Source organism: Rhizobium tumorigenes (assembly GCF_003240565.2).
In the GTDB taxonomy this organism is placed as follows: Bacteria; Pseudomonadota; Alphaproteobacteria; order Rhizobiales; family Rhizobiaceae; genus Rhizobium; species Rhizobium tumorigenes.
Genome location: NZ_CP117255.1, coordinates 704,659 through 727,397 on the forward strand (window position 1 = coordinate 704,659; position 22,739 = coordinate 727,397).

The following is a 22,739-nucleotide window of genomic DNA, read 5'->3' on the forward strand; positions in this document are numbered from 1 at the left end:
CAATGATCCGGCTGCTGTCACCCGACGATGTAGATATGTTTCGGTCAATTCGCCTCGAAGCCCTACGAGCCTCGCCGGAAAGTTACGCCAGCAGTGTCGAGGACTGGCAAGACCTTCCAGACGAGGAATGGCGCCGTCGTCTTGTGGACAATCATGTCTTCATCGCAGTCGAAAACCAGCTGCCGGTGGGGATCATGGCGCTTGCGCGGCAGCGCACCGCCAAGAAGGCGCACCGCGCCATGATCCAGATGGTCTATCTGCGCGAGAACGCCCGCGGCAGGGGGCTTGCGGAAGCGCTTCTGGAAGCATTGGTGGAATTTGCCCGTGGCCAAGGCATTCGCCAGCTGGAGCTCGCGGTCAGTGCCGAAAATGATGTTGCGATGCGTTTCTACCGTCGCCGGAGCTTTATGGAAATCGGGCGAATACCCTACGCACGGTTTCACGATGGCAGGGAAATCGACGAAATTCTCATGGCCAGACGGGTCGTCGCCTTGGAAAGCTGAAGACGGAAATTGATTCGCCGGTATCGGGCGCCACCCGGCGGCAACCCTTCGAGCTGCCTCGAAACCCTGTGCGCCGGGCCTTCCCGGATGCCGACGCGAAATGTCGACCCTGGTGATCTACACACGTGGGAGATTTACGAAACGGTTCGCAAAATCCAGGGCTGCAATGCCGAAAACTGCTTTTCTGCATGGGTTGAACCACTCATTTTGAGGTCAATGGCAAGTAACGACCCGTCAGATAGCAGACTATTCCAGACCCCCGGGCGCTCCACATATTGCAGTGCACTATGAGCCCATCTCCGGGCTCGGTCGATCAGGCAAAAAGGAAAAGCAATGCAAAAGCTCCTCTCCGCCGTAGCCCTATCAACCGTAATCATCCTCGGGCAGTCACCCGCCCGAGCCGCCCCCGCCGACGATGCGATCGCCGGCTGGACATCGCTTGGAACCTATGTGTTCGGCACCAACGCCGTTGCCGGCACCGGCGAGACTGCCATCACCAACAAGGCGCAACTGGATGGCAAGTTCAACTATTTCCAGAACAATGCGGCAAAAGTATCGATCGGTTCCGAGGTCCAGCGCTATACCGAGGGAAATGCCCAGACGCATATCTTTGCTACCGACCGGCTTAACCTGACGGGCGTTCTGGGAGGTGGCGACGCCACCTATTCCGGCGGCTTCACCAACGTCTTCGGCCAGATCAGCGGCTCCATCAACGTCAATAGTCCGATCGACCCCGCACAGTTCGGCTTTGCCAGCGGCACCAAGATCGAGGTCGGCAACATGATCGTGCTGCAGTCTCGCGGCATCTACCGGGTGGACTCGATAGCCTCCGACGGGAAGATCACGCTGCTCGCCATGTTCAACTCCAACACCGTCAATCCCGTCACCAACGCCCTTGCCGTGCTGACGCCCTTCTATGCCCTGAAGCTCGCCCAGCCGACAGCGGACAATGCCGCCGGCACGGCCACGACTATGGTGTTCGACACCATCCCGGCCTCCATGCCCGTGGGCATGGCCGTCGGCTACGTCAAGGACAACGCCTTCCAGCGAAACGACGACTACCGGGCCGTCACGGTCGACAAGACCACCAAGCAGGTGACCACGCAGAAGAAGTTCACCTTCATCAGCCAGGCTGCTACCTACCAGAATCCGGCCGGCCAGCTGATGATCTTCGTACCGCCGATCCGCTCGGCCCAGATCGTCGCCAAGGACACCTTCGACCTCAAAAACGGCGACTATGCCTTCGATGCCGAGGTCAACTACCCGCCGGCCGTCGTCAGCCGCCAGGTCAATACGATTGCCGAACTCAACGCCCTGCCGGCAAACCAGCCGAACGGCTTCTGGGGTGCCGCGTGGCTCTATGGCAAGAACATCACGTCGACGACATCGAGTGCCGACGAGATCGACAGCGAAAGTTGGTTCGATTTCTACAAGGGCCCTGACATCTTCTCGGCCTTCACCCACGGCGAGACCGTGACCCAGGACTTCCAGCTCAACAACAGCGTATGGGCCCCGGCAACGACAGATGTCGGAGCCGGCTATCTCAAATATCTGAGCGGCCCGCTGGTCGGCGATATCAGGCTGACGAAAGTCGTTCGCACCAGCGCCGGCAAGGTCGATACCTACGTCAACGGCACCCTCGTGGACACCAAGGGCTACAAATGGGCCAATCCCAACCCGGCCGAGTTCATCGTCAACCTCGCCGTCGGCTCAATCAGCGCCAGCTACGCCGCCAACGTCCTCTTCCCCCTGAAACCCACCAACCTCAACAACATGAAACTCGGCATCAAACGCCTGGCGTTCTATAAGAAGTAGTCAGCTTTTGCCGAATGAACGGACTGCGGCCGTTCGGCCGCAGTCCGGTAGAACCGTCTCCGCCCAAGCCTCGCCACTACTCGATGCTCGCCACCCGCTGCTTCAGCGGTGGTGCGTTCTTCAGTAGCTCCTCGAGATCGCGCAATGTCCTGGTCGATTCGGCAGACAGCGAGCGGGGGCGCACAGGAGGTGGCTCGGCGGTGATGGCGGCCTCCGTGGCGGCTTTCCGGGCGGCTGCCGTCATCGGTTTCTGGGCCGGGAAGGGGTCGGCGATGCCGGGGATGGGTTTGAGCGCGATGCCCTGGTGGGCGTAGTCCATGATCTTCTTGAAGGTCATTGCCGGCAGGGTGCCGCCGGTCATGTTGTTGGTCGAGGTGTAGTCGTCGTTGCCGAACCAGACGGCGCAGGTGTAGTTGCCGGAAAAACCGATGAACCATGCATCGCGGTAGGCCTGCGTCGTGCCGGTCTTGCCGCCGACGACGATGCCGTGGTCGAGGGCTGCCTTGCGGCCGGTGCCGATGACCGGGATCTGCGTCAGCATCTGCGTCATCGAGGCCGTTGCCGGCTCGGACAGAACGCGCTTGGCGGCCGGCTCGTCGCGATTGAAATCATAGACGATCTTGCCATCATAACCGACGATCTCGCTGATCCCGTGGCGCCGCGATTGCAGCCCGTCCGAGGGAAAGACTGCATAGGCCGTCGCCTGGTCGAGGACGGTGACCTCGGAGGTGCCGATCGGGATGGTCTTGTCGTTGCGGATCGGCGTCTCGACGCCCATCCGCTTGGCCATCTCGCGGATCGGCTGGATGCCGAAATGCTCCTTGGCAAGGCGCACCGGAATGGTGTTGATCGACTTGGCGATGGCCTCCGTCAGGGTCACGCGGCCCTCATAGCGGTTCTCGTAGTTGTGCGGGCTCCAGTTGCCCCAGGAGATAGGCGCATCGACGATGGTGGTCGCCGGCGTCATGCCGTTCTCCATGGCGACCGAGTAGGTGTAGATCTTGAACGAACTGCCGGGCTGGCGTAGTGCCTTGGTGGCCCGGTTGAACTGGCTTTCGCCATAGTCGCGGCCGCCGACCATGGCCCGGACGGCACCGCCGGTCTCGATCATCACGGATGCGCCCTGCTTGGCGTTGTAGTGCTCGCCATATTCAAGCAGGCTGGAGCCGATCGAGTCTTCCGTCGCCTTCTGCAGGCTCATGTCTATGGTGGTCCGGACGATCAGCGAGCGCTCTGCAAAGCGCGACGACAGCCGCTGAACTTCCTCGAATGCCCAGTCTAGGAAGAAATCCGGCGATACGACTTCGGCCCTGTCGACCACTGAGGCCGGGTTGCGGCGCGCGGCCACCACCTGGCCCTCGGTCATGAAGCCCGATTGCACGAGGTTTGACAGCACGTCGTTGGCGCGGGCGCGTGCCGCCGGCAGGTTGACGCTGGGCGCATATTTGGTCGGCGCCTTGAACAGGCCGGCAAGCATCGCCGCCTCCGCCAGGTTGACGTCCGAGATATTCTTGCCGAAATAATACTGCGCCGCTGCCGCCGCCCCGAAGGTGCCGCCGCCCATATAGGTGCGGTCGAGATAGAGCGAGAGGATCTCCTTCTTCGAGAGGTTGGCCTCCAGCCAGATCGCCAGAAACGCCTCCTTGATCTTGCGTTCGATGGATCTCTCGTTGGAAAGAAACAGGTTTTTGGCCAGCTGCTGGGTCAGCGTCGAGCCGCCCTGGACGACGCCGCCGGCCTGTGCATTGACGGTCAGCGCCCGGAACAGGCCGAAGACGTCGATGCCGAAATGGTCGAAGAAGCGCCGGTCCTCGGTCGCCAGTACCGCCTTGACGAAGTAATCCGGCAACTCGTCGACCGGCACGGAGTTCTCGTGGATGATGCCGCGATGGCCGATGATATTGCCGTAGCGGTCCTCGAAGGTGACGGCGAAATTACCGCGGTTGCGCCAGTCGCCGACCGTCGATTCGAAGGCTGGCATGGCAAGCGCCAGCATCACTACGGAGGCCGCGACACCGAGCGTCATGCCTTCTCCGAGCAGTTCGAACAGGATCCGCTTCCAGCCATGCATGCGGAAACGACGGAAGAAGATGGTGATGTCTTCCCAGGTTTCGGCGGCGCGAAAGCCGGCATTCCAGACGGTGGAATCGATCAACGAATCCAGCCGCAGCAGCAGGAAGCGTTTTCGGCGCGGCCTCTTCGGCGGAGGCCCTTCCGGCTCGATTTGATCCTGCATGCGCGATTTCCCGTCTGATCTTCGAGCCATCTGCTGATTGCGTCAGGCTCAGCCTTCCCCGACAACCCGTTCTCCCCTATATCCGCCACAGGTTGAACAATTGGTTGCTTTCCGGCAAATCACAAAACAAAGCAGCGCGGCTTCCCTGCAACGGGCGGGTGCGCAGGGATAGCAAGAGCATGGACGAAACCCCCTTCTGGCAGCGCAAGACCCTTGCCGACATGACCCCGGGCGAGTGGGAGAGCATCTGCGACGGCTGCGGCCTCTGTTGTCTCAACAAGATCGAGGAGTGGGACAGTGGCGACATCTATTTCACCGATGTCCGCTGCAAGCTGATGGACAGCGACAGCTGCCGCTGCACCAGCTATCCCAACCGCTGGGATTTCGTGCCCGACTGCGTCCAGCTGACACTCGAGAATGTCTCGGAAATCCAGTGGCTTCCACCCACCTGCGGCTACCGGCTGATCAATGAGAAGCGCGATCTCTACTGGTGGCACCACCTCGTCTCCGGCGACCCCGAGACCGTCCACGCCGCCGGCATCTCGGCGAGGGGCCGCACCTTCAGCGAGGAAGACGTGCCTGTCGACGACTACGAGGACCACGTGGTGGACTGGCCGCTGACGGTTGGCGACATGCCGAGGGATGGAGACGGCGATGCGGAAGAAGACGAGCGCCAGCGGGCTGAAGAAATAGGGAAATAATCCTCTTCAATCGAATTTAAGCGGTATATTCACAAAGATAGGAAAATAGTCCTTGACGGCGTGACGGTTGTTTGTTAGTTTTAGGTATAGTCGGAGAGGTGCGGGTAAGAGACGCCCAGTGATCTCCCACCCTTGTGAGGGAGATGTCAGCGTCGCTGACAGGGAGCCTACCGAAACTGCCGCATTCACCCCCCTCTGCCCTGTCGGGCATCTCCCCCACAAGGGGGGAGATTAGCTGGGGTGGCATTGCCGGCCCCATAGGCCACACAACCGCGAGCGTATTCCAAGACGACAAGGGCTCGCTCTAACGGCAGGACTTTTTGTGTGAGACTGGCGGCGCGCCCAGCCTGATCTCCCTCCTTGTGGGGGAGATGTCAGCGTAGCTGACAGAGGGGGGTATGCCGCCGCAACTTCCGAGACCGCCGCATTCACCCCCCTCTGCCCTGTCGGGCATCTCCTCCACAAGGGGGGAGATCGGCTGGGGCGGCATTGCCGGCCTCTAAGGCAACAGCGCATTCAGACACAATTCCGTCCCGCCCGCCGACGCCCTTGCGTCTGGCGCGCCGACCCGTGAGACATGCCATGCAAGATTTGGACGGTTTCGACCCTAATCTCTACGGCTACTGGCCGAATGCGCCGGCCTATCGCGGCAGCGAGTGCGGCTGGAGCGCGGAGCAATGCGGCAGGCAGGCGGAAGCCTGCCTGCTGGAAATCAAATCCGGCAGTGCCGAGGATGTTCTTCGGACTTTGCTCAACGAGATGACGGTCGAGATGCGGGCCGAGTTCGACTATTTCAAGGGATTGCGCTCTGCAGCGGAAAAGTCCGGCCAGGCCTTTGCCGAAGGGGCCTGCGACGAGGCTGCGGCAAAGCTTGCCCGTGCCGATGTCAAGCTGTCGGTGGATGCGATGTCGCTGATCGTTCGGACGCTGGAAAAGATCGATGGCCTGCAGCGCCAGATGGCGCGCGACCGGGAAACGGAGATCGAGCGCCATGCCGATGGGCCCGGATATGTGGAAAACAAGCGCCGGCTGCTGGCGATCATCGAGCAGCGTGCCGAGGATCGGGCGCGGGCAATCGTTGCGGAACGCGATCTTCAGCGGGCTAACCCCGGTCTGGATCCCGCCGCCACCGCCACCGGGCCGCCGCAAGGGGATCCGCCGGCTGTTGAAGCTGATGCGGTATTTTGACGACGTGTTGAAGACCCACAGTATGGAAATGGCGCAACTCAGGTGCACGAGCCGCGCCGCTGCGATTTCGGCGGACAACCGGGCCTTCAGGCAGACCGAACCTTCGCCGGCAAGCGTGACGGCGGCGCCCGAGCAACTGTCCGGCGTCACGGCGTCGGGGCTTGCTTCAGGCCGATCCGCTGCTGGCGGTCCAGCGCTGGCGGCGAGGGGAGGCCGGATGGTGGGCGACACCGATTGCGATGCTGTCCTGGATGCGCTTTCTGCGGAATATCTCGCCGTCATGGACTGGGAGATCGCCGGTCGCGATCATCAGAGGCCGCCGCCCGGGTGTTGGCGCAGCTGGTTGCTGCTCGGCGGTCGCGGCTCCGGCAAGACAAGGGCCGGCGCCGAATGGGTTCATGGGCTCGCCAGCGCCGGAGACCGGTCCGATCTTCGTATCGCGCTGGTCGCCGAAACGCTTGGCGATGCCCGCGAGGTGATGATCGACGGCGTGTCCGGCATCTGCCGCATCGCCCGGCTGAAGCGGCCGGATTTCGAGATCTCCCGCCGCCGGCTGGTCTGGCCGAATGGTGCGGTGGCCCAGATATTCTCTTCCGAAGATCCGGAAAGCCTGCGCGGGCCGCAGTTTCATTTCGCCTGGTGCGACGAGCTGGCCAAATGGAAGCATGGCCAGGAAACCTTTGACATGCTGCAGTTCGGGCTTCGTCTCGGCGAGCATCCACAGCAGCTGGTCACCACGACGCCGCGCCCGGTGCCCTTGCTCAAAAACCTGTTGGCCGATGCCGGCACGGTCGTTACGCGTCTGTCGACGCTTTCCAATGCGGGCAACCTGTCGCCGGGGTTCATCTCGGCGCTTGCCGCCCGCTACGGCGGCACGCGGCTGGGGCGCCAGGAGCTGGATGGAGAACTGATAGAGGACCGCGAGGATGGTCTCTGGAAGCGCGACACGATTGCGGCGCTGGTGCAAAAACTGACTGGCCCGCTCCGGCGCATCGTCGTTGCCGTCGACCCACCGGCCTCTGCCGGGCCCAATGCCTGCTGCGGCATCGTCGTCGCAGGCCTCGAGGCCTCGGGAAGGGCGGTGGTGCTCGCCGATTGCTCGGTGGAAGGCGCAAGTCCTGCCACATGGGCGGGGGCCGTCGTCAGGGCCTTCCGGCGTTTCGATGCCGACCGTATCGTTGCCGAAATCAACCAGGGTGGCGACATGGTGACGGCCATGCTGCGCAGCATCGACATCAACCTGCCGGTAACGACGGTACGCGCCACGCGCGGCAAATTTCTGCGGGCCGAGCCGGTGGCAGCCCTCTACGAACAAGGCCGCGTCGGTCACGCCGGGCGTTTCACGGCGCTGGAAGACCAGATGTGCGATTTCGGACCGGATGGATTGTCGCTCGGCCGGTCTCCAGACCGGCTCGATGCGCTGGTCTGGGCGTTGACGGCGCTGATGCTGGAAGGTGGCGGCGAGCCTCGCGTTCGCGGCATCTGAAAGCGTGAATGATGGCGGGCAGCACCGGGCTGCCCGCAAGTCTCAGGCCTGGGCGGTATGGGTCGCCGGCTTCGGAGCCGTGTCGCGGGTCTGCATCTGCCGCCATTCGCTTTCGTGGCGCTCGAAAACATCCTGGGGAACTGTTTTGTTACTGTGGTCGGGCTTTGACATCGTGAACCTCATCAACTGTTTACTGCGCAGATAACGACTTTGTGACATCAACTGTTCCACAGCTTAAAGCACTTGTAAATCAGGTGTTTAAAAACTTTAAACGATTGAAATTTTTTTAAACGATTGAAGTTGTGGAGATCTCGCAATCGCCTCCAGCCTCGCTGCATCTGAAGCCTCAGAAGCATCGATGTTCCGGCGCCCGAATTCAATCCACGATGCTTGCAGCCGTAGCCAAGATACGCGCGCAGGGTTGTGTCGCTGCTCCATGAATCGCCTCACAAAGAAAGGACACGTAGCGCTCTACGGAGCGCATTCGCGACGTGACGACCTCCGGTGCACAAGTCCATTCCGCTGCAGAGACAATGGAGAGACAAATGACCCTGAACCGCGATTTCTTCTTCGACCAGCTGCGCGAAAAACTCTATTCAAACGGCCTGAACATGGCGCAGGTCGAGGGCCACGAGGCCGTCCTCGATGCCTGGGAAAAGGACCACGCCAAAAGCGACGACCGGTGGCTCGCCTATATCCTGGCGACCGCCTACCACGAGACCGCCTTCACCATGCAGCCTGTTCGAGAGACGCTGGCCAACACCGACGAGCAGGCCGCGGCCCGGCTGGAGGCGGCCTGGGATGCGGGCAAGCTCTCCTGGGTGAAGACGCCGTACTGGCGCAAGGATGCCGATGGGAAATACTGGTTCGGCCGCGGACTGGTGCAGATCACCTTCAAGGCGAATTACCGGAAGCTCGGGGATGCCATCGGCGTCGATCTGGTCGCCGATCCCGATCTTGCGCTGGGCCTGGACGTGGCCGTCCAGATCATCTTATACGGCATGCTGAACGGCAGCTTCACCGGCCGCAAGCTGGCGGACTATTTCAACAAGACCAGGAGCGACTGGGTCAACGCCCGCCGGATCGTCAACGGCCTCGACCGTGCCGACGCGATTGGCGGCTACGGCAAGATCTATTATGCGGCACTGAGCTACACGGTTTAGGTCAGCCAGCCTCAGTCGGGTAGGAACTTGCGGACGAGGTCGCGTGCAACACGCTTGGGCTTGCGGGTGGCCGCATCGATGCAGCACCAGGAGCTGATGACTTCCGCAGACACATCCTTGCCGCGCTTGAAGATGGTTTTGAACGACGCCCGTGAACCCCGGGTCTCGGTAGCCGTCACCAGCGCCTCGACATTGTCGTCGAGGAACAGGGGCGCGCGGTAGGTTATGTCGTGCTTGAGCGCGACCCAGAGCAGGCCTGCCCGGGCCTCGATAGGCGCGATGTGTTTCCAGTAGCTGACGATCGTTTCCTGCACCCATTGAAGATAGACAGCGTTGTTGACATGGCCCATCTGGTCGATGTCCCCAGGCGATATCGTGATGTGGTGCTCGAACGTCGGTGTCGGGTGATGCGGCATGTACTACACTTGGGAGCAGCGCAAGAGCTATTCAATACCGGGTTGCCGGGGAGCTCAGATCCAGCCGGTCTTTTTGAAGCGCATGTAGAGCCCGCCGCAGAGGATGACGATGACGCCGAGTACGACGTAATAGCCATACTCGGTCTTCAGTTCGGGCATGTTTTCGAAATTCATGCCGTAGATGCCCGCAATCGCAGTGGGCACGGCAAGGATCGCCGCCCAGGCCGCCAGTTGCCGGGTAATCACCCCCTGGCGCTGCTGCTCGAGCAGGTTACTGGCCTCGAACACGGAGGTGATGACATCCCTGAGGCCGGCAACCATCGATTCCACCCGGTGGACATGGTCGAGCACGTCGCGGAAATAGGGCTTCGCCTCGTAGTCGAGACAGGGCAGGTCGAGATGGACGAGCTTGCCGCACAGTTCCGACATCGGCCCGAGGACGCGCTGGAAAAGGATGACCTGGCGGCGCAGCTGGAACAGGCGGGTGATCTGGGTCCGCTCGAGGAAGGATTCGAGCATGCGGCTTTCCATGGCAAGCACATGGTCCTCGATCGTCTGGACGACCGGCAGGTAGCCATCGACGATGAAATCGATGATCGCATGCAGCACGTAGTCGGTGCCGTGGGCTAGCAGCTGCGGCGATTCCTCGAGCTGGCCGCGCAACTGGCTGTGGCCCCGGTCCGATCCGTGCCGGACCGTAATGATATGGCGCTTGCCGACGAAGATCGCCGTCTCGCCATAGTCGATGTCGTCGCCGGTGAGGTGGGCGGTCTTTGCCAGCACGAACAACTGCTCGCCATAGATATCCAGTTTGGGAACCTGCTTGGCATTCAGCGCATCCTCGACCGCCAGGCGGTGCAGCCCGAACGAGCGCTGCAGGACCTGCAGTTCGTCGAGGGTCGGATCATGCAGGCCGATCCAGACGAATTCGTTCTCCGCCATCGGCGCAACCGCTGCCGCAATCGGCACCTGCTCGGCCCGCACGCCATCGCGATACAGAAAAGAAGCAACAACGCTCATGCAAAGGACCCCGTCTCAGCCCATGCAACACCCGCATGAACGCCATCTACCGCGGCTATCTAGGCACCCTGCGGCCCGATGTAAGGGCAGGCGCGAATTTTTGCGTGGTGTCGGCCGCATGCGTCCGCAGCGCCTGCAATCGTCGGCGGAGTTCGACGCATAAAACTGTCACGAAACTGTCAAGCAGGGCGGCTAGCGTCGGGTTCAGTCAAGAGATCGGAGACAGCCATGACATTGAAACTTCTTTCCGCCGCGCTCGCAGCCGGTGTTGCCAGCCTTTGCGCCATCGGCCCTGCCGGTGCCGCCGACCAGCCGCACAATGTCATCCTGTTCGTTGCCGACGGTCTCCGCAGCCCCGTTGTCGACGACACCACGGCGCCCAACATGGCGGCGCTCGCCCGCAACGGCGTCTATCTGCGCAACAGCCACTCTCTGTTTCCGACCTTTACCACGGCCAATGCCTCCGCACTGGCGACCGGCCATTATCTCGGCGATACCGGCGATTTTTCGAACACCATCTACACCGGCTTCCAGGTTCCCGGCGCCGGCAAGAGCCTGACGCCGTTTCTCGAAAGCGATCCGGTGCTCGGCGATGTTGACGAGCATTTCTCCGGTAACTACCTGAACGAGGCGACGATCCTGCAGATGGCCCGCGACAAGGGGTTTGCCACCGCCTCGATCGGCAAGCTCGGCCCGGCGCTGATTTTCGACCACACTGAGCGAACCGGCGAAAAGACCATCCTGATCGACGATGCTACCGGCACCGAGAAGGGTATCCCGCTGTCTGCCGAAACACAGGATCGCCTGAAGGCCGCCGGGCTGCCACTGGCAGCGCCAGGCCGTGGGCCCAACAGCAAGTCGGGCGATTTCCAGACGGCAGGGACGAAATCGGCCAACACCATCCAGCAGGATTATTTCGCCGCCGCCGCCACCCGCGCCGTGCTGCCCGAGCTTGCCGACAAGCATAAGCCCTTCGTCATGGTCTTTTGGTCCCGCGATCCCGATGGCACCCAGCATAACCAGGGCGACAGTCTCGGCAAGCTGGTGCCCGGCATAAATGGCCCGACATCGATGGCGGCCATCCGCAATGCCGACGACGATCTCGGCCGCCTGCGCGCTGCCCTGCAGGAACAGGGGCTGGCCGACAGCACCGACATCATTGTCACCGCCGACCATGGTTTCTCGACGATTTCGAAGCAAAGCCAGACCAGCGCCGCCGCCAAGGCGAGCTACGCCGACGTCACCCCCGGCCTGCTGCCCGTCGGCTTCCTTTCGCTCGATCTTGCCAAGGCACTGAGCCTGCCGCTGATCGATCCTGACCAGGATTACAAGGCCATCGACGCCGGCCAGCACCCGAAGAGCGGCAACGGCCTGATCGGCGGAGACAAGGACCACCCGAAGGTGGTGGTGGCTGCCAACGGCGGATCTGACCTGATCTACCTGCCGGACGGCGACAAGGCGACGGCAAAGAACGTCGTCGACGCGCTCCTGAAGCAGGATTACGTCAGTGGCATCTTCGTCGCCAAGTCGCTCGGCGCATTCCCCGGCACGCTGTCGCTCGACGACATCGCACTGGAGGGATCTGCCGTCACGCCGATGCCGGCCATCGCCGTCAACTTCCGCTCGTTCTCGACGATCTGCGGCCAGCCGGAACGCTGCACCGCCGAGGTCGCCGACAGCGGGCTGCAGCAGGGCCAGGGCATGCACGGCTCATTCAGCCGCGCCGACACCTGGAACTTCCAGGCGATGATCGGCCCTGACTTCAAGTCCGGCTTCGTCGACGCCGCGCCGACCAGCAACGCCGACGTGGGCAAGACCATCGCCCGCATTCTCGACCTCAAGACCGAAGACAAGGGCAAGCTCGTCGGCCGCGTCATCACCGAAGCGATGAAGGACGGCACCATGCCCGAGGTCGCCACGAAAATGCTGGTGTCCGAACCATCGGCCAGTGGCCTCAAGACCATCATCGACATGCAGACTGTCGGCGACGTCCGTTACTTCGACGCCGCCGGCTTCCCCGGCCGCACCGTCGGCCTCACCGTCTCGGACGGTACGGCGACCAACTGAGGCAGGCCGGGGCGAACGTCGAAACGGCAGCCGGTGTGCTGCCGTTTTTTGTTTGGGCGGGGCGACATTTGGTGTGGCAAAGAGGTTTGTTGATGATAATCGCAGCATATGCTATCTATGACGTGGTATGCCTCGTGCCACGCTGATATTGGACAACAAGTTTTGGTTGGCGTCCGGGGCCATCGTGCAGATCCGTGTGTGGCGCTTGCCGACCGCGGATGATGAGTGGCCTCATGGACTGAAGTATTCTCTCTTCTATGGCCATCCGGGCGAGCGTATTGTTGCCTATGACAACGAGACGGGTAAGAGCGATCATCGCCATTATCGGACATCGGAAGAACCGTATGTATTTACGACCCTGGAGCAACTGGTCCGTGACTTCGAGCGGGATGTAAGGCGGGAGGTTGAGCGTGAAGGAAGTTAGGCTGCATGTCTCGAATCTCGATGCCTTCTTCGCCAAGGCGGCGCTTTCCGCGCGAGCTATAGACGCGAGGGAAGCCGTTGAAACGACAGGCAGCCTGGCCTTCGAAAGCATGGAAAGTCTTCTAACCGTGCTGACGGCTGGGCGCTGGCAATTGCTGCGGACATTGAGGAGCAATGGCGCGACATCGATCCGTCACCTCTCCCATCTGTTGAAGCGTGATTATCGCGGCGTCCATCGCGACGTACATGCGCTGATGGCAGCAGGCCTTGTCGACCGCGATCCAGACGGCGCGATCTCGGTGCCATGGGAAAAGATCACCGCCGAAATGGCGTTGGACCTTGCTGCTTGATGGGCTGAACCCGGGGCAGCATGCCACGGTTGAACGCTGGCGGCGCGCATGCTAACCGCTGCGACAGACAATGTCCTCGAGGAGTGCCACGCGTGATCCGTCATATCGTCTTCTTCAACGTCGCCGATCGGGCCAACCTGGAGGCGGTCCGGGCGGGCCTGTCGATCCTCACCGAAATCCCCCACGTCAGGCTGCTGGAGATCGGCACCAACGTCAAGACCGACCAGCTCGGCACCGACGTCGACCTCGTCGTCTACGGCGAATTCGACGACGAGGCAGCACTGGCGGCCTACAAGGCCCATCCGAACTACCAGATCTCGATAGAACGCGTCCGGCCATTGCGCGAGATGCGGATTGCCGCGGATTACGACAGCGAGACGGCGGTGCGGGAGGCGATTTAGGGGGCGGTGGGGAGCTTGGCTGGAGGATTTCGAGCGGCTGGGCTTGCGGAAAGCGGCGGTCGCTTGAGGGCGCGCAACAGGGATGTCCATTGCTACTGTAATGGCTTTAAAGGTGCGGTATCTGGGAGCAGCACGTGAGTTTTCAAATGAATACCAAATCTAAACTGTGCCTCGCTCTTGTCCTTTCACTGGTGCTGCTGGTTGCCCGCGCAGAAGCCAGGCCGGCTATGCTGAAACAATCAACGATTGACGGCGTCATGCGTGCGATCATAGCACGCTGGAATTTGCCGTCTGATTTGGCGATTCGCGGGCTACGCGCCGAAGTTCGGGTCAACCTGAACACGCGTGGTGAAATCAGCGGCAAACCCGCGCCACATATAACCGGTGGTACCGCCGCTCAGCAGCAAAGATTTGCAGAATTGGTCACTCGAACGATTTTGCAAGCCGCACCGTTTACCGGGTTGCCATTGGACAAGTACAAGTCGTGGAAGACACTGATCGTCAGGTTCGAAGCACAAGCATTTTGAGGACACGTCGCGTTTTCGGGACAGCGTGAACAGACGTTCAAAGCGTGGCGCAGATATTCTCCCACGCGGGGGAGACATCAGCGTATCTGCCAGCGAATTCTAACTTTCCGCAGAGCCCCCTCTGCCCTTTCGGGCATCTCCCCCACAAGAGGAGATCCGTCGAGCCTGCTCTGCCAGCCCCACAGGCTTAAGGCGACTTAATCGCAACTCAAAAGGACATCCCAATGAAACTCCCGTTCACCCTGCCGTGGCGTTCCACGGCGGGCCGCAGGGCTGTGGCCGAGCACAAGGCAAGCGGCTCGATGATGACGTTGACGTCCGAGGGTCGGGCGCACTGGACGGGGCGGTCCTATGCGGCGCTGGCGCGTGAGGGGTTCATGAAGAACCCTGTGGCGCATCGTTCGGTGCGGCTGGTGGCGGAGGCGGCGGCATCTGTCTCCTGGCTGCTCTACGAGGGCGACCGGGAGGTTGGCGAGCATCCGTTGCTGTCGCTGATGCGACAGCCGAATGGGCGCATGGCGGGCCCGGATTTCTTCGAGGCGCTGCACGGCCATTTGCTTCTGTCGGGCAATGCCTATGTCGAGCCGCTGATGGTCGGCGGCACCTTGCGCGAGCTGCACCTGCTGCGGCCGGATCGTGTCGCCATCGTCGAGGGCCGCGATGGCTGGCCGGAAGCCTATGAATACCGCGTTGGCGGCCTCGTGCGCCGCTTTGCTGCCGAGAGCGATGGCCTGACGCTGCTGCACCTGAAACTTTTTCATCCGCTCGACGACCATCTCGGCTTTCCGCCGCTGGCGGCTGCCCAGGTGGCGCTCGATCTTCACAATGCCTCCTCGACCTGGAACAAGGCGTTGCTCGACAACTCGGCGCGGCCATCGGGGGCGCTCGTCTACCAGCCGAAGGAGGGTGGAAACCTTTCGCCGGACCAGTACGAGCGGCTGAAACAGGAACTCGACGAAGGCTATTCCGGGCCTATGCGGGCCGGCCGGCCGCTGCTTCTCGAAGGCGGGCTGGACTGGAAGTCGATGGGCCTGTCGCCGAAGGACATGGATTTCGTCGAGGCCCGCAATGGCGCTGCCCGTGATATCGCGTTGGCCTTCGGGGTGCCGCCGATGTTGCTCGGCATCCCCGGCGACAACACCTATGCCAACTACCAGGAGGCCAATCGCGCCTTCTACCGGTTGACCGTCCTGCCGCTGCTCACCCGCACCGCCTCGGCTCTCTCCCTGTGGTTTGCCACGGCCTATGGCGAAGGACTGCGGCTGGAGCCGGATCTCGACAAGATCGCCGGCCTTGCCGCCGAACGCAGCGAACTCTGGGCCCGTGTCGGCCAGGCGGATTTCCTGACAGACGCCGAAAAGCGCCAGGCGGTGGGTTATTGATGAGGTGCCTGAAATTTGTTATACGTCGTATAGCAAGACAAGGAGCCTCCCGATGACAAAGCCCGTCCTCTCCGACCCCATCGCCCTGCGCATTCCGGAAGACATCCTGAAGAACATCGAAACCATCGCCAAGGTCTCCGAGCGCAGCCGCAGCTGGGTGATCGTCAGGGCGCTGAAATATTACCTGATGCAGGAAGGAAACGACATCCTGCAGATCATGGCGGCCCAGGAAGAAGTCGAGGCTGGCAATGTGATGGACCTGGACGACCTGCTTGCGGAGTTTGAGGTCGAAGGCGAAACGCAGCCGATGCGCAAGGAAAATGCGGCATGACCAAGGTGCGCATTTCGACGCGTGCCGCCGGGTTCATACGCGCCGAAAGAACGTATCTCGGGCGTGTTAACAAGCGCGCCGCTGCCGATGTGTCGCGGCAGTTGCGACATCTGCAGAGAACGCTGTCCGACTATCCGAATGTCGGGACACCGGTGATCGCGCGCGGCAACGTGCGGCGCTTCGTGACGCCGCCCTACATCGTCGACTATGAAGTCCATCCAGCTGAAGTCGCCATTCTCATGATCTGGCATGGGCGCCAGCAGGGACCCGATCTCGATAAAAACGAAGGTCCGGAAATTCCTGAAACGGAATAGGGCCGGCGGCGGCAATTTAGCCGCCCGTTATCCGCTCATTCAAAATATCAAGTTCCTCGCCAGGCCTGCGAAGTTCGGGCGCGAACGGATTCAAAAGATTCACTGAAATCAATCCCTGCCGTCCCGTGCCGGGCATGGTCGACGCTGGCAGCGGCATGCGACATCCCGTTCCTAAACCGGAGATATTAACAATGGCGCACCTTCCGGGCGATACTTCGATGTGGGCGACGAGGCTCGTCGGCGCTTCGGCGGGGGCGGCTGTGTCGCTGATCTATCTGCTGCCGAAGACCCGTCGCGAGGCAGCAATGCGTTTTTTCACGGGCCTTGCCTGTGGCCTGATCTTCGGCGGTCCGACAGGCGTTTGGGCGTCCGAGCGGCTCAATGTCTCGCATGTGCTGGCAGCATCGGACATCATGCTTGCCGGCTCCGCCGCCGCCAGCCTCTGCGCCTGGTGGGCCCTCGGCATCCTGTCGCGGCTTGCCGACCGCTACGGCCAGAAACACGACGCCTGACAGGAGCGCCTAAACCGCCCCTCACACCACCTCAACATCGCAATCCGGAGACTTCGCCATGACCGCACCCAGCGTGTCTGCTCGATCCCCCATGGGTATCGACAGCTGCAAATTTGCCAGTCTCGAACTCAGGGGGCTCACCCGTGACGGCAGCTTTTCCGGCTATGCCAGCGTCTTCGGCGAGGTCGATCTCGGCAGCGATCGCGTCGAGCGCGGCGCCTTTGCCCGGTCGCTCGCCACGCGCGGTGCATCGGGCATCCGCATGCTGTTCCAGCACGACCCGTCCGAGCCGATCGGCGCCTGGAAGACCATCCGCGAGGATGAGCGCGGCCTCTATGTCGAGGGCCAGCTGGCCGATGGTGTGGCGCGCGCCCGCGAGGTGCATCAGCTCTTGAAAAATTCCGCCCTCGACGGGCTGTCCATCGGCTTCCGCACCGTCAGGGCTCGCACCGACGCAAAATCCGGCGTGCGGCGCATCCTGGAAGCCGACCTCTGGGAAATCTCGGTGGTCACCTTTCCGATGCTGCCGTCGGCCCGCGTCCAGAATGTCAAGAATGCGCGGTGGTTCCGCGACAGGGAGACCGAGCTTGTCCGCCACATCAGGCGGGCGGCCCGGCATTTGATGACCGAAACCTTCAAACAAGGATGATCGCATGAGCGAGCAGACAGCGACGGCACCGCGCGGTGGTGCAATGGAAATCAAGACAGTGCCGGAAACCGTGGGGGCAGCCTTCGAGGAATTCATGGAGGCGTTCGAAGCCTTCAAGGATGTCAACGACCGGCGCCTCGGCGAGATCGAGGGCAAGCTGACATCGGACGTGGTGACGCGCGAAAAGGTTGACCGCATCAACAAGGCGATGGACGATCACAATAAGGTCCTCGACCAGCTGGTGCTGAAAAAGGGCCGCCCGCCGCTCGGTCGCAGCCTTTCAGGCTCCGTCGATGCCGCCGAACACAAGGCGGCCTTCGAAACCTATATTCGCCGTGGCGACGCGTCGGGATTGCGCGAGATCGAAGCCAAGGCGCTGTCGGTCGGTTCCAACGGGGACGGCGGCTATCTGGTGCCCGACCAGACCGACACCGAGATCGGTCGCCGCCTGTCGGTGGTCTCGCCGATCCGCGCGCTGGCGACGGTTCGCCAGGTGTCCGGCTCCGTCCTGAAGAAGCCGTTCACCACGCAGGGGCTCGCCTCCGGCTGGGTGTCGGAAACTGCCGCCCGGCCTCAGACCACCGCGCCGCAGCTGGCCGAGCTGACCTTCCCGACCATGGAACTCTATGCCATGCCGGCCGCCACCCAGGCGCTGCTCGACGATGCCGCCGTCGACATCGAGAACTGGATTTCCAGCGAGGTCGACATCGTCTTTGCCGAGCAGGAAGGCACCGCCTTCGTCACCGGCGATGGCGTCGCCAAGCCGAAAGGGTTTCTGGCGTACCCATCGGTAGCGGATGCCGGCTGGAGCTGGGGTAATCTCGGCTATATCGCCACCGGTGCTGCCGGTGCCTTTCGCACCGCCGGGCCGACGGACGTGCTGATCGATGCCGTCTACGCTGTGAAGGCCGGCCATCGCCAGAACGGCAATTTCGTCATGAACCGCCGCAGCCAGGCAACCATCCGCAAGTTCAAGGATGCCGATGGCAACTATCTGTGGCGGGCGCCGTCTGCCGCCGGACAGCCGGCCTCGCTGATGGGCTTCCCGATTACCGAAGCGGAGGACATGCCGGATATCGCCGCCGATGCGCCGGCCATTGCCTTCGGCGATTTCCGCGCCGGCTACCTCGTCGTTGACCGCACCGGCATCCGCGTCCTGCGCGATCCCTATTCAGCCAAACCCTACGTGCTGTTCTACACCACCAAGCGCGTCGGCGGCGGAGTGCAGGATTTCGAGGCGATCAAGCTGATCAAGTTCTCTGTCAGCTGAAGCACCCCTCATCCGCCTGACGGCACCTTCTCCCCGAGGGGAGAAGGGAATGCCGGCACCGCCTCTCGCTCCATCTCCCTCTGCCTTCGGGGAGAGGGCAGGGCGAGGGCGCGGGCCGTCTACTCGATCTCATATGAAAGATGTCCCATGACCTATGCCCAGATCACTCCGCCCTCAGCGGAGGCATTGACGCTTGCCAAGGTGAAGGCACATCTGCGGCTGGATACGTCCGACGAGGACGAGCTCATTGCCTGCCTGATCGCGGTTGCCCGCGAGCATCTGGAGCGCAGCACCGGCCTTTGCCTGATGACCCAGCGCTGGCGTCTCTATCTTGATTCAATCTGTGAAGACGGCGTGATTCCGATTGCCAGAGTTCCGGTGCAAGCCATTGTTGCCATTACCGTTTATGACGAGCTCGGCCAGTCCTCGATAGTCCCGCTCGAAGGTTATGTGCTGGATGGCATCAGGCAACCGGCGCGGCTTATGCTCCGCCAGCGCCTGTGGTCAGGCCGCGCCGTCAACGGTATCGAAATCGATTTTGTCGCCGGTTTCGGCCCGACCGCCAACGATGTGCCGGACACGCTGAAGCGGGCGATGCTGACCCATGTGGCGCAGATGTTTTCGTGCCGCGGCGTCGTCGGCATCGAGGACCAGCCGGCGCTGATCCCGCCCGGCTACGACCGGCTGGTTGCGCCCTTCCTGCTCCGGAGCCTTTGACCATGCGCTCGACCTTCTTCGACCCCGGCCGCATGACCGCCCGCCTCAATCTGGAGGCGCCGCTCGAAACGCCTGATGGCCAGGGTGGCGTTACCCGGACCTTTGTCGAGACGGCATCGTGCTGGGCGCTGATCGAGCCGGTCAGCGGGTCGGTGGAAGAGGAAGCGTCGAGCGAGATATTCAGGCGCACGCACCTGATCTGGCTGCGCTGGCGCGCCGATGTCGTGCCCGGCATGCGGCTGAGCAAGGGCAGCCGGCTGTTCTTTATCGGCGGCACGCAGGACCCTGACGATAGCCGCCGGTATCTGATCTGTCATTGCCAGGAGAAGTCGGTATGACCGCACTTTCGACATATACCCTGCCAGACCTTGCGGCAGTGCTGGCAAAGCTTTTGGCTTCCGGCAACGCGCATTTCCGGAACCCGGCAGGCAAGGAGACCGGACGATGAGATCCGCTGCCAACGAGTTGCTGCAGGCCATCCATACCGCGCTTGCCGGCAGCGTATCCCTGACAGAGATGATCGGTATCGACGGTATTCGCGATCGGCTTGTCACGGGCCGGCAATTGCCGTGCATCGTCGTCTCCGAACTCGCCAGCAACGATTATTCGACATCCACCGAGCCCGGAGAGGAGCATTTTCTGACGCTGCAGGTCTGGTCCGATGCTGCCGGCCAGCGACAGGCGCAGCAGATCGCCGCCATCGTCGGCAGCCTCCTGCAGGACGCGTCCCTGCCACTTGCCACCTACGCGCTGGTCAATTTCCGCCATCTCGCAACGAAGGCAAGGCGCGAGCCGAAGACGCGGCTGTTTTGCGCCGAGATGCGGTTTCGGGCGGTGACGGAATAGGGACGGCTCTTACGCCTGCGCCAGAACGGCACCCACTGCCGTTGCCCGCCGCACCAGCAGGCCGAGCGCCAGGATCAGCATGAGTGCGCCTGACGAGAGAACGACACACACGCCAAGCGCCGTAGGCGCTCCGGCATAGTCGAGGACTGCGGTGAAGACCACAGGGGCGGTGGCATTGGCGAGGTTTTGCGGCAGCGACAATCGCGCGGCATGCAGGCCGTACTCGCTTGGCGAAAACAGTGCCAGAGGCAGCAGCGCGCGTGCGACCGCCATGACACCTGAGCCGAACCCGAACAACAGCGTGAAGATGACAAGCTGCGCCGTCGACGCTCCGAAAAGCAGCAGGAGCAGGAAGCTCGTGACCATCAGGCCTATCCCGATGATGGCGCTCAGCACCGGGCTGCCGCGCCGGCCAAGCAGCATGTCCATCAGCCGCGCGGAGATACCGATGACGCCGCGTGCCGAGCCGAGTTGCAGCGCCAGCGCCGGCGACGCACCGTATTGCCGGAAGATCTCGAGCAGCGACGGGGCCAGCCCGAAGGTCACGAAGGTGGATATCGTCGTGGCCGCCGCGATCAGCAGGAAAGCCTTGCGCCGGCCTGCCGGTGACAGCGGTACAGGCGGCGTCAGGTGTCCGGGTTCGCCTCTTGCCGCGACGACAGGCTTCGGCAGGGCAAACAGATAAAGCGGCAGGCAAAGACAAAGGTGCAGGGCGGCGCAGGCGACATAGGTCCCCCGCCATCCGAGATGGGCGTTGAGCAAGGTCAGGATTGGCCAGAAAAGGGTGGCCGACAGGCCGGTAAACAGCATCATGATGGTGATGATGCGCTTGCCGTTCATCCCCTCGCGCTCGATGACGGCGGCATAGGCTGGCGCGTTCAGCCCGAGCGCACCGCCGAACCCGATGACAAGCCAGGCGATCCCGTAGACGACGATGCCATTTGCCGCCGAAAGCAGCAGCAGGCCGAGGGCAAAGACGATCGACGAGGCTGCGAGCACGCGGGCCGCGCCGTAGCGGCCAATCCAGCGACCCGTTACCGGGCTGCAGAGGCCGCTGACCACCATCATCAAGGTCAGGCCGGAAAAGATCACCTCGTTGGGAAGGCCGAGATCGGGCGCGACGATGCGCCCCATGACGCCGAGCATGTCGAAGCTGGTGCCCCAGCTGACAAGCTGCGTGATGCTGAGGACGGCAACGATCTGTGCCGAACGCGGTGAAAAAGCTTTGGGCATGAAAAGCGGCGCTTCGTGACCTGTTTGTGACCTTGCGTAGCAGCTTGCCCGAGACGTTGAAAGTGACATCTCGATGACGTCCGGACCCTCCCTTTTGCCGATGTCCGGCGCGCAGAAAATTCCGATTTTGCAAGCGTCTTTCCCGGCGCATTTTCCTTGAAAGGATATCCGAATGGTCGCGCAGAAGGGCAAGGACCTGCTGTTGAAGATCGACAATGGCGGCGCTTACGAGACGGTGGCGGGCCTGCGCAGCAAAAAGCTGTCGTTCAATGCCGAGACGGTGGATATCACCGATGCCGAGAGCGCCGGGCGGTGGCGCGAGCTTCTTGGCGGCGCCGGCGTCCAGCGCGCCGGGCTCTCCGGTTCAGGCCTGTTCAAGGATCATGCCTCGGACGCGCTGATCCGCACCGCCTTCTTCAACGGATCGATCCTTTCCTGGCAGATCGTCATTCCCGATTTCGGCACAGTCAGCGGTGCGTTCCAGGTATCGGCGCTCGATTATGGCGGCGAGCACAATGGCGAGGTCACCTTCGATATCGCACTGGAATCCGCAGGCGTCATCACCTTCGGGGTGCTGTGATGCTGCGCCCGCGCACAGGTGCCCGCGCCAATCGCCGCCGCGGCGAGATCGAGGCCGAGATAGACGGCGAGCGCCGCATCCTCTGCCTGACGCTCGGCGCACTGGCCGAACTCGAAACCGCTTTCGCTGCCGACGATCTCGCCGGCCTGGCGGCAAGATTTTCGCATGGCGGCCTTAAGGCGTCCGATCTCATCCGCATCCTCGGCGCCGGCCTGCGGGGAGGCGGCAACGTCTATTCCGACGACGACGTCGCCGCAGCCGGCATCGGCGGCGGCATCGCTGCCACGGCGGCTATCGTCGGTAATCTGCTGGCGGCAACGTTTCTCGGCGATCACGAGCATATATCGCCGGGCCCTCGCTAGCCGCAGCAGGCGAGGCAGCCGACGGGGCCGACAGGGCAAGGCCAACAGCCTTTCCCTGGCATCGTGCCCTGCATGTCGGCCTCTGCCTGCTGCGGCTTCCCCCCGTCATATTCTGGGCGATGACGCCCATTGAATTCCATGCCATGGCCGGAGGCCTGTCGCCGCGCAGTTCGTCGCTCGACCGCGCCGGACTGGCCGCAATGATGGTGCTCTTTCCGGACTGATCCCATCAAACGTTGCAACGAGC

27 protein-coding genes are annotated in these 22,739 nt (G+C 62.5%); 23 read left to right on the forward strand and 4 right to left on the reverse strand.

What is annotated here, in order from left to right:
* The first annotated feature begins 35 nt into the window (after nt 1–35).
* The gene (locus PR017_RS03480) at nt 36–503 is read left to right on the forward strand and encodes a GNAT family N-acetyltransferase (protein WP_240538992.1); all 468 of its coding nucleotides are present in this window, start codon (nt 36–38) and stop codon (nt 501–503) included.
* A 333-nt stretch (nt 504–836) separates the two neighbouring features.
* Nucleotides 837–2,318: a hypothetical protein gene (locus PR017_RS03485; RefSeq protein WP_111220315.1), complete on the forward strand. Its 1,482-nt coding sequence runs from the start codon at nt 837–839 to the stop codon at nt 2,316–2,318.
* Nucleotides 2,319–2,394: 76 nt separating this feature from the next.
* Here PR017_RS03485 and PR017_RS03490 read toward each other — a convergent pair whose 3' ends face one another.
* A complete protein-coding gene (locus PR017_RS03490; protein WP_240538993.1) occupies nt 2,395–4,554 on the reverse strand; it encodes a transglycosylase domain-containing protein in 2,160 nt (719 codons plus the stop codon).
* A gap of 179 nt (nt 4,555–4,733) precedes the next feature.
* Between PR017_RS03490 and PR017_RS03495 the strand changes: the two genes are divergently transcribed.
* From PR017_RS03495 to PR017_RS03510, 4 genes are all read left to right on the forward strand, one after another.
* On the forward strand, nt 4,734–5,255 hold the full coding sequence (locus PR017_RS03495) for a YcgN family cysteine cluster protein (RefSeq protein ID WP_111220317.1): 522 nt from the start codon (nt 4,734–4,736) through the stop codon (nt 5,253–5,255).
* A gap of 582 nt (nt 5,256–5,837) precedes the next feature.
* Entirely contained in the window at nt 5,838–6,443 is a 606-nt protein-coding gene (locus PR017_RS03500; RefSeq protein WP_111220318.1) for a hypothetical protein, read from the forward strand.
* 280 nt (nt 6,444–6,723) lie between these two features.
* Nucleotides 6,724–7,929, forward strand: coding sequence for a DNA-packaging protein (locus PR017_RS03505; RefSeq protein ID WP_111220773.1), 1,206 nt, complete (start codon nt 6,724–6,726; stop codon nt 7,927–7,929).
* Between the two features lie 545 nt (nt 7,930–8,474).
* Nucleotides 8,475–9,092 (forward strand): glycoside hydrolase family 19 protein, encoded by a 618-nt coding sequence (locus PR017_RS03510; protein ID WP_111220319.1) that lies wholly within the window; start codon nt 8,475–8,477, stop codon nt 9,090–9,092.
* An 11-nt stretch (nt 9,093–9,103) separates the two neighbouring features.
* Here PR017_RS03510 and PR017_RS03515 read toward each other — a convergent pair whose 3' ends face one another.
* Nucleotides 9,104–9,508, reverse strand: a complete 405-nt coding sequence (locus tag PR017_RS03515) for an acyl-CoA thioesterase (RefSeq protein WP_111220320.1) — start codon at nt 9,506–9,508, stop codon at nt 9,104–9,106.
* A gap of 54 nt (nt 9,509–9,562) precedes the next feature.
* Nucleotides 9,563–10,528: a magnesium and cobalt transport protein CorA gene (locus tag PR017_RS03520; RefSeq protein ID WP_111220321.1), complete on the reverse strand. Its 966-nt coding sequence runs from the start codon at nt 10,526–10,528 to the stop codon at nt 9,563–9,565.
* A 228-nt stretch (nt 10,529–10,756) separates the two neighbouring features.
* Between PR017_RS03520 and PR017_RS03525 the strand changes: the two genes are divergently transcribed.
* The 14 genes from PR017_RS03525 (at nt 10,757) to PR017_RS03590 (ending at nt 20,317) form a co-directional block, all read left to right on the forward strand.
* The gene (locus tag PR017_RS03525) at nt 10,757–12,595 is read left to right on the forward strand and encodes an alkaline phosphatase family protein (RefSeq protein ID WP_111220322.1); all 1,839 of its coding nucleotides are present in this window, start codon (nt 10,757–10,759) and stop codon (nt 12,593–12,595) included.
* Nucleotides 12,596–12,722: 127 nt separating this feature from the next.
* Nucleotides 12,723–13,019: a toxin-antitoxin system TumE family protein gene (locus PR017_RS03530; protein WP_111220323.1), complete on the forward strand. Its 297-nt coding sequence runs from the start codon at nt 12,723–12,725 to the stop codon at nt 13,017–13,019.
* On the forward strand, nt 13,006–13,368 hold the full coding sequence (locus PR017_RS03535) for an HVO_A0114 family putative DNA-binding protein (protein WP_111220324.1): 363 nt from the start codon (nt 13,006–13,008) through the stop codon (nt 13,366–13,368). Before PR017_RS03530 ends, PR017_RS03535 begins: the two co-directional genes overlap by 14 nt.
* A 92-nt stretch (nt 13,369–13,460) precedes the next feature.
* Nucleotides 13,461–13,769, forward strand: a complete 309-nt coding sequence (locus PR017_RS03540) for a Dabb family protein (RefSeq protein WP_111220325.1) — start codon at nt 13,461–13,463, stop codon at nt 13,767–13,769.
* 134 nt (nt 13,770–13,903) lie between these two features.
* Nucleotides 13,904–14,296 carry a hypothetical protein gene (locus tag PR017_RS03545; protein WP_133255589.1) on the forward strand — a complete coding sequence of 131 codons (393 nt, stop codon included), beginning with the start codon at nt 13,904–13,906 and terminating at the stop codon, nt 14,294–14,296.
* 224 nt (nt 14,297–14,520) lie between these two features.
* The gene (locus PR017_RS03550) at nt 14,521–15,678 is read left to right on the forward strand and encodes a phage portal protein (protein WP_111220327.1); all 1,158 of its coding nucleotides are present in this window, start codon (nt 14,521–14,523) and stop codon (nt 15,676–15,678) included.
* Between the two features lie 52 nt (nt 15,679–15,730).
* Nucleotides 15,731–16,009 (forward strand): CopG family ribbon-helix-helix protein, encoded by a 279-nt coding sequence (locus PR017_RS03555; protein WP_111220328.1) that lies wholly within the window; start codon nt 15,731–15,733, stop codon nt 16,007–16,009.
* On the forward strand, nt 16,006–16,323 hold the full coding sequence (locus PR017_RS03560) for a type II toxin-antitoxin system RelE/ParE family toxin (RefSeq protein WP_111220329.1): 318 nt from the start codon (nt 16,006–16,008) through the stop codon (nt 16,321–16,323). Before PR017_RS03555 ends, PR017_RS03560 begins: the two co-directional genes overlap by 4 nt.
* Before the next feature lie 191 nt (nt 16,324–16,514).
* Nucleotides 16,515–16,835: a DUF6107 family protein gene (locus tag PR017_RS03565; RefSeq protein ID WP_111220330.1), complete on the forward strand. Its 321-nt coding sequence runs from the start codon at nt 16,515–16,517 to the stop codon at nt 16,833–16,835.
* Nucleotides 16,836–16,893: 58 nt separating this feature from the next.
* Nucleotides 16,894–17,484, forward strand: coding sequence for an HK97 family phage prohead protease (locus tag PR017_RS03570; protein WP_206423172.1), 591 nt, complete (start codon nt 16,894–16,896; stop codon nt 17,482–17,484).
* A 4-nt stretch (nt 17,485–17,488) separates the two neighbouring features.
* Nucleotides 17,489–18,754 carry a phage major capsid protein gene (locus tag PR017_RS03575; protein WP_111220331.1) on the forward strand — a complete coding sequence of 422 codons (1,266 nt, stop codon included), beginning with the start codon at nt 17,489–17,491 and terminating at the stop codon, nt 18,752–18,754.
* A 147-nt stretch (nt 18,755–18,901) separates the two neighbouring features.
* Nucleotides 18,902–19,471: a head-tail connector protein gene (locus tag PR017_RS03580; protein WP_111220332.1), complete on the forward strand. Its 570-nt coding sequence runs from the start codon at nt 18,902–18,904 to the stop codon at nt 19,469–19,471.
* Between the two features lie 2 nt (nt 19,472–19,473).
* Nucleotides 19,474–19,809 (forward strand): phage head closure protein, encoded by a 336-nt coding sequence (locus PR017_RS03585; protein WP_111220333.1) that lies wholly within the window; start codon nt 19,474–19,476, stop codon nt 19,807–19,809.
* Nucleotides 19,810–19,915: 106 nt separating this feature from the next.
* Nucleotides 19,916–20,317 carry a DUF3168 domain-containing protein gene (locus tag PR017_RS03590; protein ID WP_111220334.1) on the forward strand — a complete coding sequence of 134 codons (402 nt, stop codon included), beginning with the start codon at nt 19,916–19,918 and terminating at the stop codon, nt 20,315–20,317.
* A gap of 9 nt (nt 20,318–20,326) precedes the next feature.
* Here the strand turns inward: PR017_RS03590 and PR017_RS03595 are convergent, their stop codons facing one another.
* Entirely contained in the window at nt 20,327–21,550 is a 1,224-nt protein-coding gene (locus PR017_RS03595) for an MFS transporter (RefSeq protein ID WP_111220335.1), read from the reverse strand.
* 172 nt (nt 21,551–21,722) lie between these two features.
* Between PR017_RS03595 and PR017_RS03600 the strand changes: the two genes are divergently transcribed.
* From PR017_RS03600 to PR017_RS03610, 3 genes are read left to right on the forward strand one after another with little or no spacing between them, the layout of a single operon-like run.
* Nucleotides 21,723–22,130 (forward strand): phage major tail protein, TP901-1 family, encoded by a 408-nt coding sequence (locus PR017_RS03600; RefSeq protein WP_111220336.1) that lies wholly within the window; start codon nt 21,723–21,725, stop codon nt 22,128–22,130.
* The gene (locus PR017_RS03605; RefSeq protein ID WP_111220337.1) at nt 22,130–22,492 is read left to right on the forward strand and encodes a gene transfer agent family protein; all 363 of its coding nucleotides are present in this window, start codon (nt 22,130–22,132) and stop codon (nt 22,490–22,492) included. The genes PR017_RS03600 and PR017_RS03605 overlap by 1 nt, the downstream gene beginning before the upstream one ends.
* Nucleotides 22,474–22,716 carry a rcc01693 family protein gene (locus PR017_RS03610; RefSeq protein ID WP_111220338.1) on the forward strand — a complete coding sequence of 81 codons (243 nt, stop codon included), beginning with the start codon at nt 22,474–22,476 and terminating at the stop codon, nt 22,714–22,716. The genes PR017_RS03605 and PR017_RS03610 overlap by 19 nt, the downstream gene beginning before the upstream one ends.
* Nucleotides 22,717–22,739: the final 23 nt, after the last annotated feature.

Coding starts and splice junctions, on each gene's coding strand:
- PR017_RS03480 (WP_240538992.1), top strand. CDS start 36: ATGTTTCGGTCAATTCGCCTCGAAGCCCTACGAGCCTCGCCGGAAAGT.
- PR017_RS03485 (WP_111220315.1), top strand. CDS start 837: ATGCAAAAGCTCCTCTCCGCCGTAGCCCTATCAACCGTAATCATCCTC.
- PR017_RS03490 (WP_240538993.1), bottom strand. CDS start 4,554: ATGCAGGATCAAATCGAGCCGGAAGGGCCTCCGCCGAAGAGGCCGCGC.
- PR017_RS03495 (WP_111220317.1), top strand. CDS start 4,734: ATGGACGAAACCCCCTTCTGGCAGCGCAAGACCCTTGCCGACATGACC.
- PR017_RS03500 (WP_111220318.1), top strand. CDS start 5,838: ATGCAAGATTTGGACGGTTTCGACCCTAATCTCTACGGCTACTGGCCG.
- PR017_RS03505 (WP_111220773.1), top strand. CDS start 6,724: ATGGACTGGGAGATCGCCGGTCGCGATCATCAGAGGCCGCCGCCCGGG.
- PR017_RS03510 (WP_111220319.1), top strand. CDS start 8,475: ATGACCCTGAACCGCGATTTCTTCTTCGACCAGCTGCGCGAAAAACTC.
- PR017_RS03515 (WP_111220320.1), bottom strand. CDS start 9,508: ATGCCGCATCACCCGACACCGACGTTCGAGCACCACATCACGATATCG.
- PR017_RS03520 (WP_111220321.1), bottom strand. CDS start 10,528: ATGAGCGTTGTTGCTTCTTTTCTGTATCGCGATGGCGTGCGGGCCGAG.
- PR017_RS03525 (WP_111220322.1), top strand. CDS start 10,757: ATGACATTGAAACTTCTTTCCGCCGCGCTCGCAGCCGGTGTTGCCAGC.
- PR017_RS03530 (WP_111220323.1), top strand. CDS start 12,723: ATGCCTCGTGCCACGCTGATATTGGACAACAAGTTTTGGTTGGCGTCC.
- PR017_RS03550 (WP_111220327.1), top strand. CDS start 14,521: ATGAAACTCCCGTTCACCCTGCCGTGGCGTTCCACGGCGGGCCGCAGG.
- PR017_RS03555 (WP_111220328.1), top strand. CDS start 15,731: ATGACAAAGCCCGTCCTCTCCGACCCCATCGCCCTGCGCATTCCGGAA.
- PR017_RS03560 (WP_111220329.1), top strand. CDS start 16,006: ATGACCAAGGTGCGCATTTCGACGCGTGCCGCCGGGTTCATACGCGCC.
- PR017_RS03565 (WP_111220330.1), top strand. CDS start 16,515: ATGGCGCACCTTCCGGGCGATACTTCGATGTGGGCGACGAGGCTCGTC.
- PR017_RS03570 (WP_206423172.1), top strand. CDS start 16,894: ATGACCGCACCCAGCGTGTCTGCTCGATCCCCCATGGGTATCGACAGC.
- PR017_RS03575 (WP_111220331.1), top strand. CDS start 17,489: ATGAGCGAGCAGACAGCGACGGCACCGCGCGGTGGTGCAATGGAAATC.
- PR017_RS03580 (WP_111220332.1), top strand. CDS start 18,902: ATGACCTATGCCCAGATCACTCCGCCCTCAGCGGAGGCATTGACGCTT.
- PR017_RS03585 (WP_111220333.1), top strand. CDS start 19,474: ATGCGCTCGACCTTCTTCGACCCCGGCCGCATGACCGCCCGCCTCAAT.
- PR017_RS03590 (WP_111220334.1), top strand. CDS start 19,916: ATGAGATCCGCTGCCAACGAGTTGCTGCAGGCCATCCATACCGCGCTT.
- PR017_RS03595 (WP_111220335.1), bottom strand. CDS start 21,550: ATGCCCAAAGCTTTTTCACCGCGTTCGGCACAGATCGTTGCCGTCCTC.
- PR017_RS03600 (WP_111220336.1), top strand. CDS start 21,723: ATGGTCGCGCAGAAGGGCAAGGACCTGCTGTTGAAGATCGACAATGGC.
- PR017_RS03605 (WP_111220337.1), top strand. CDS start 22,130: ATGCTGCGCCCGCGCACAGGTGCCCGCGCCAATCGCCGCCGCGGCGAG.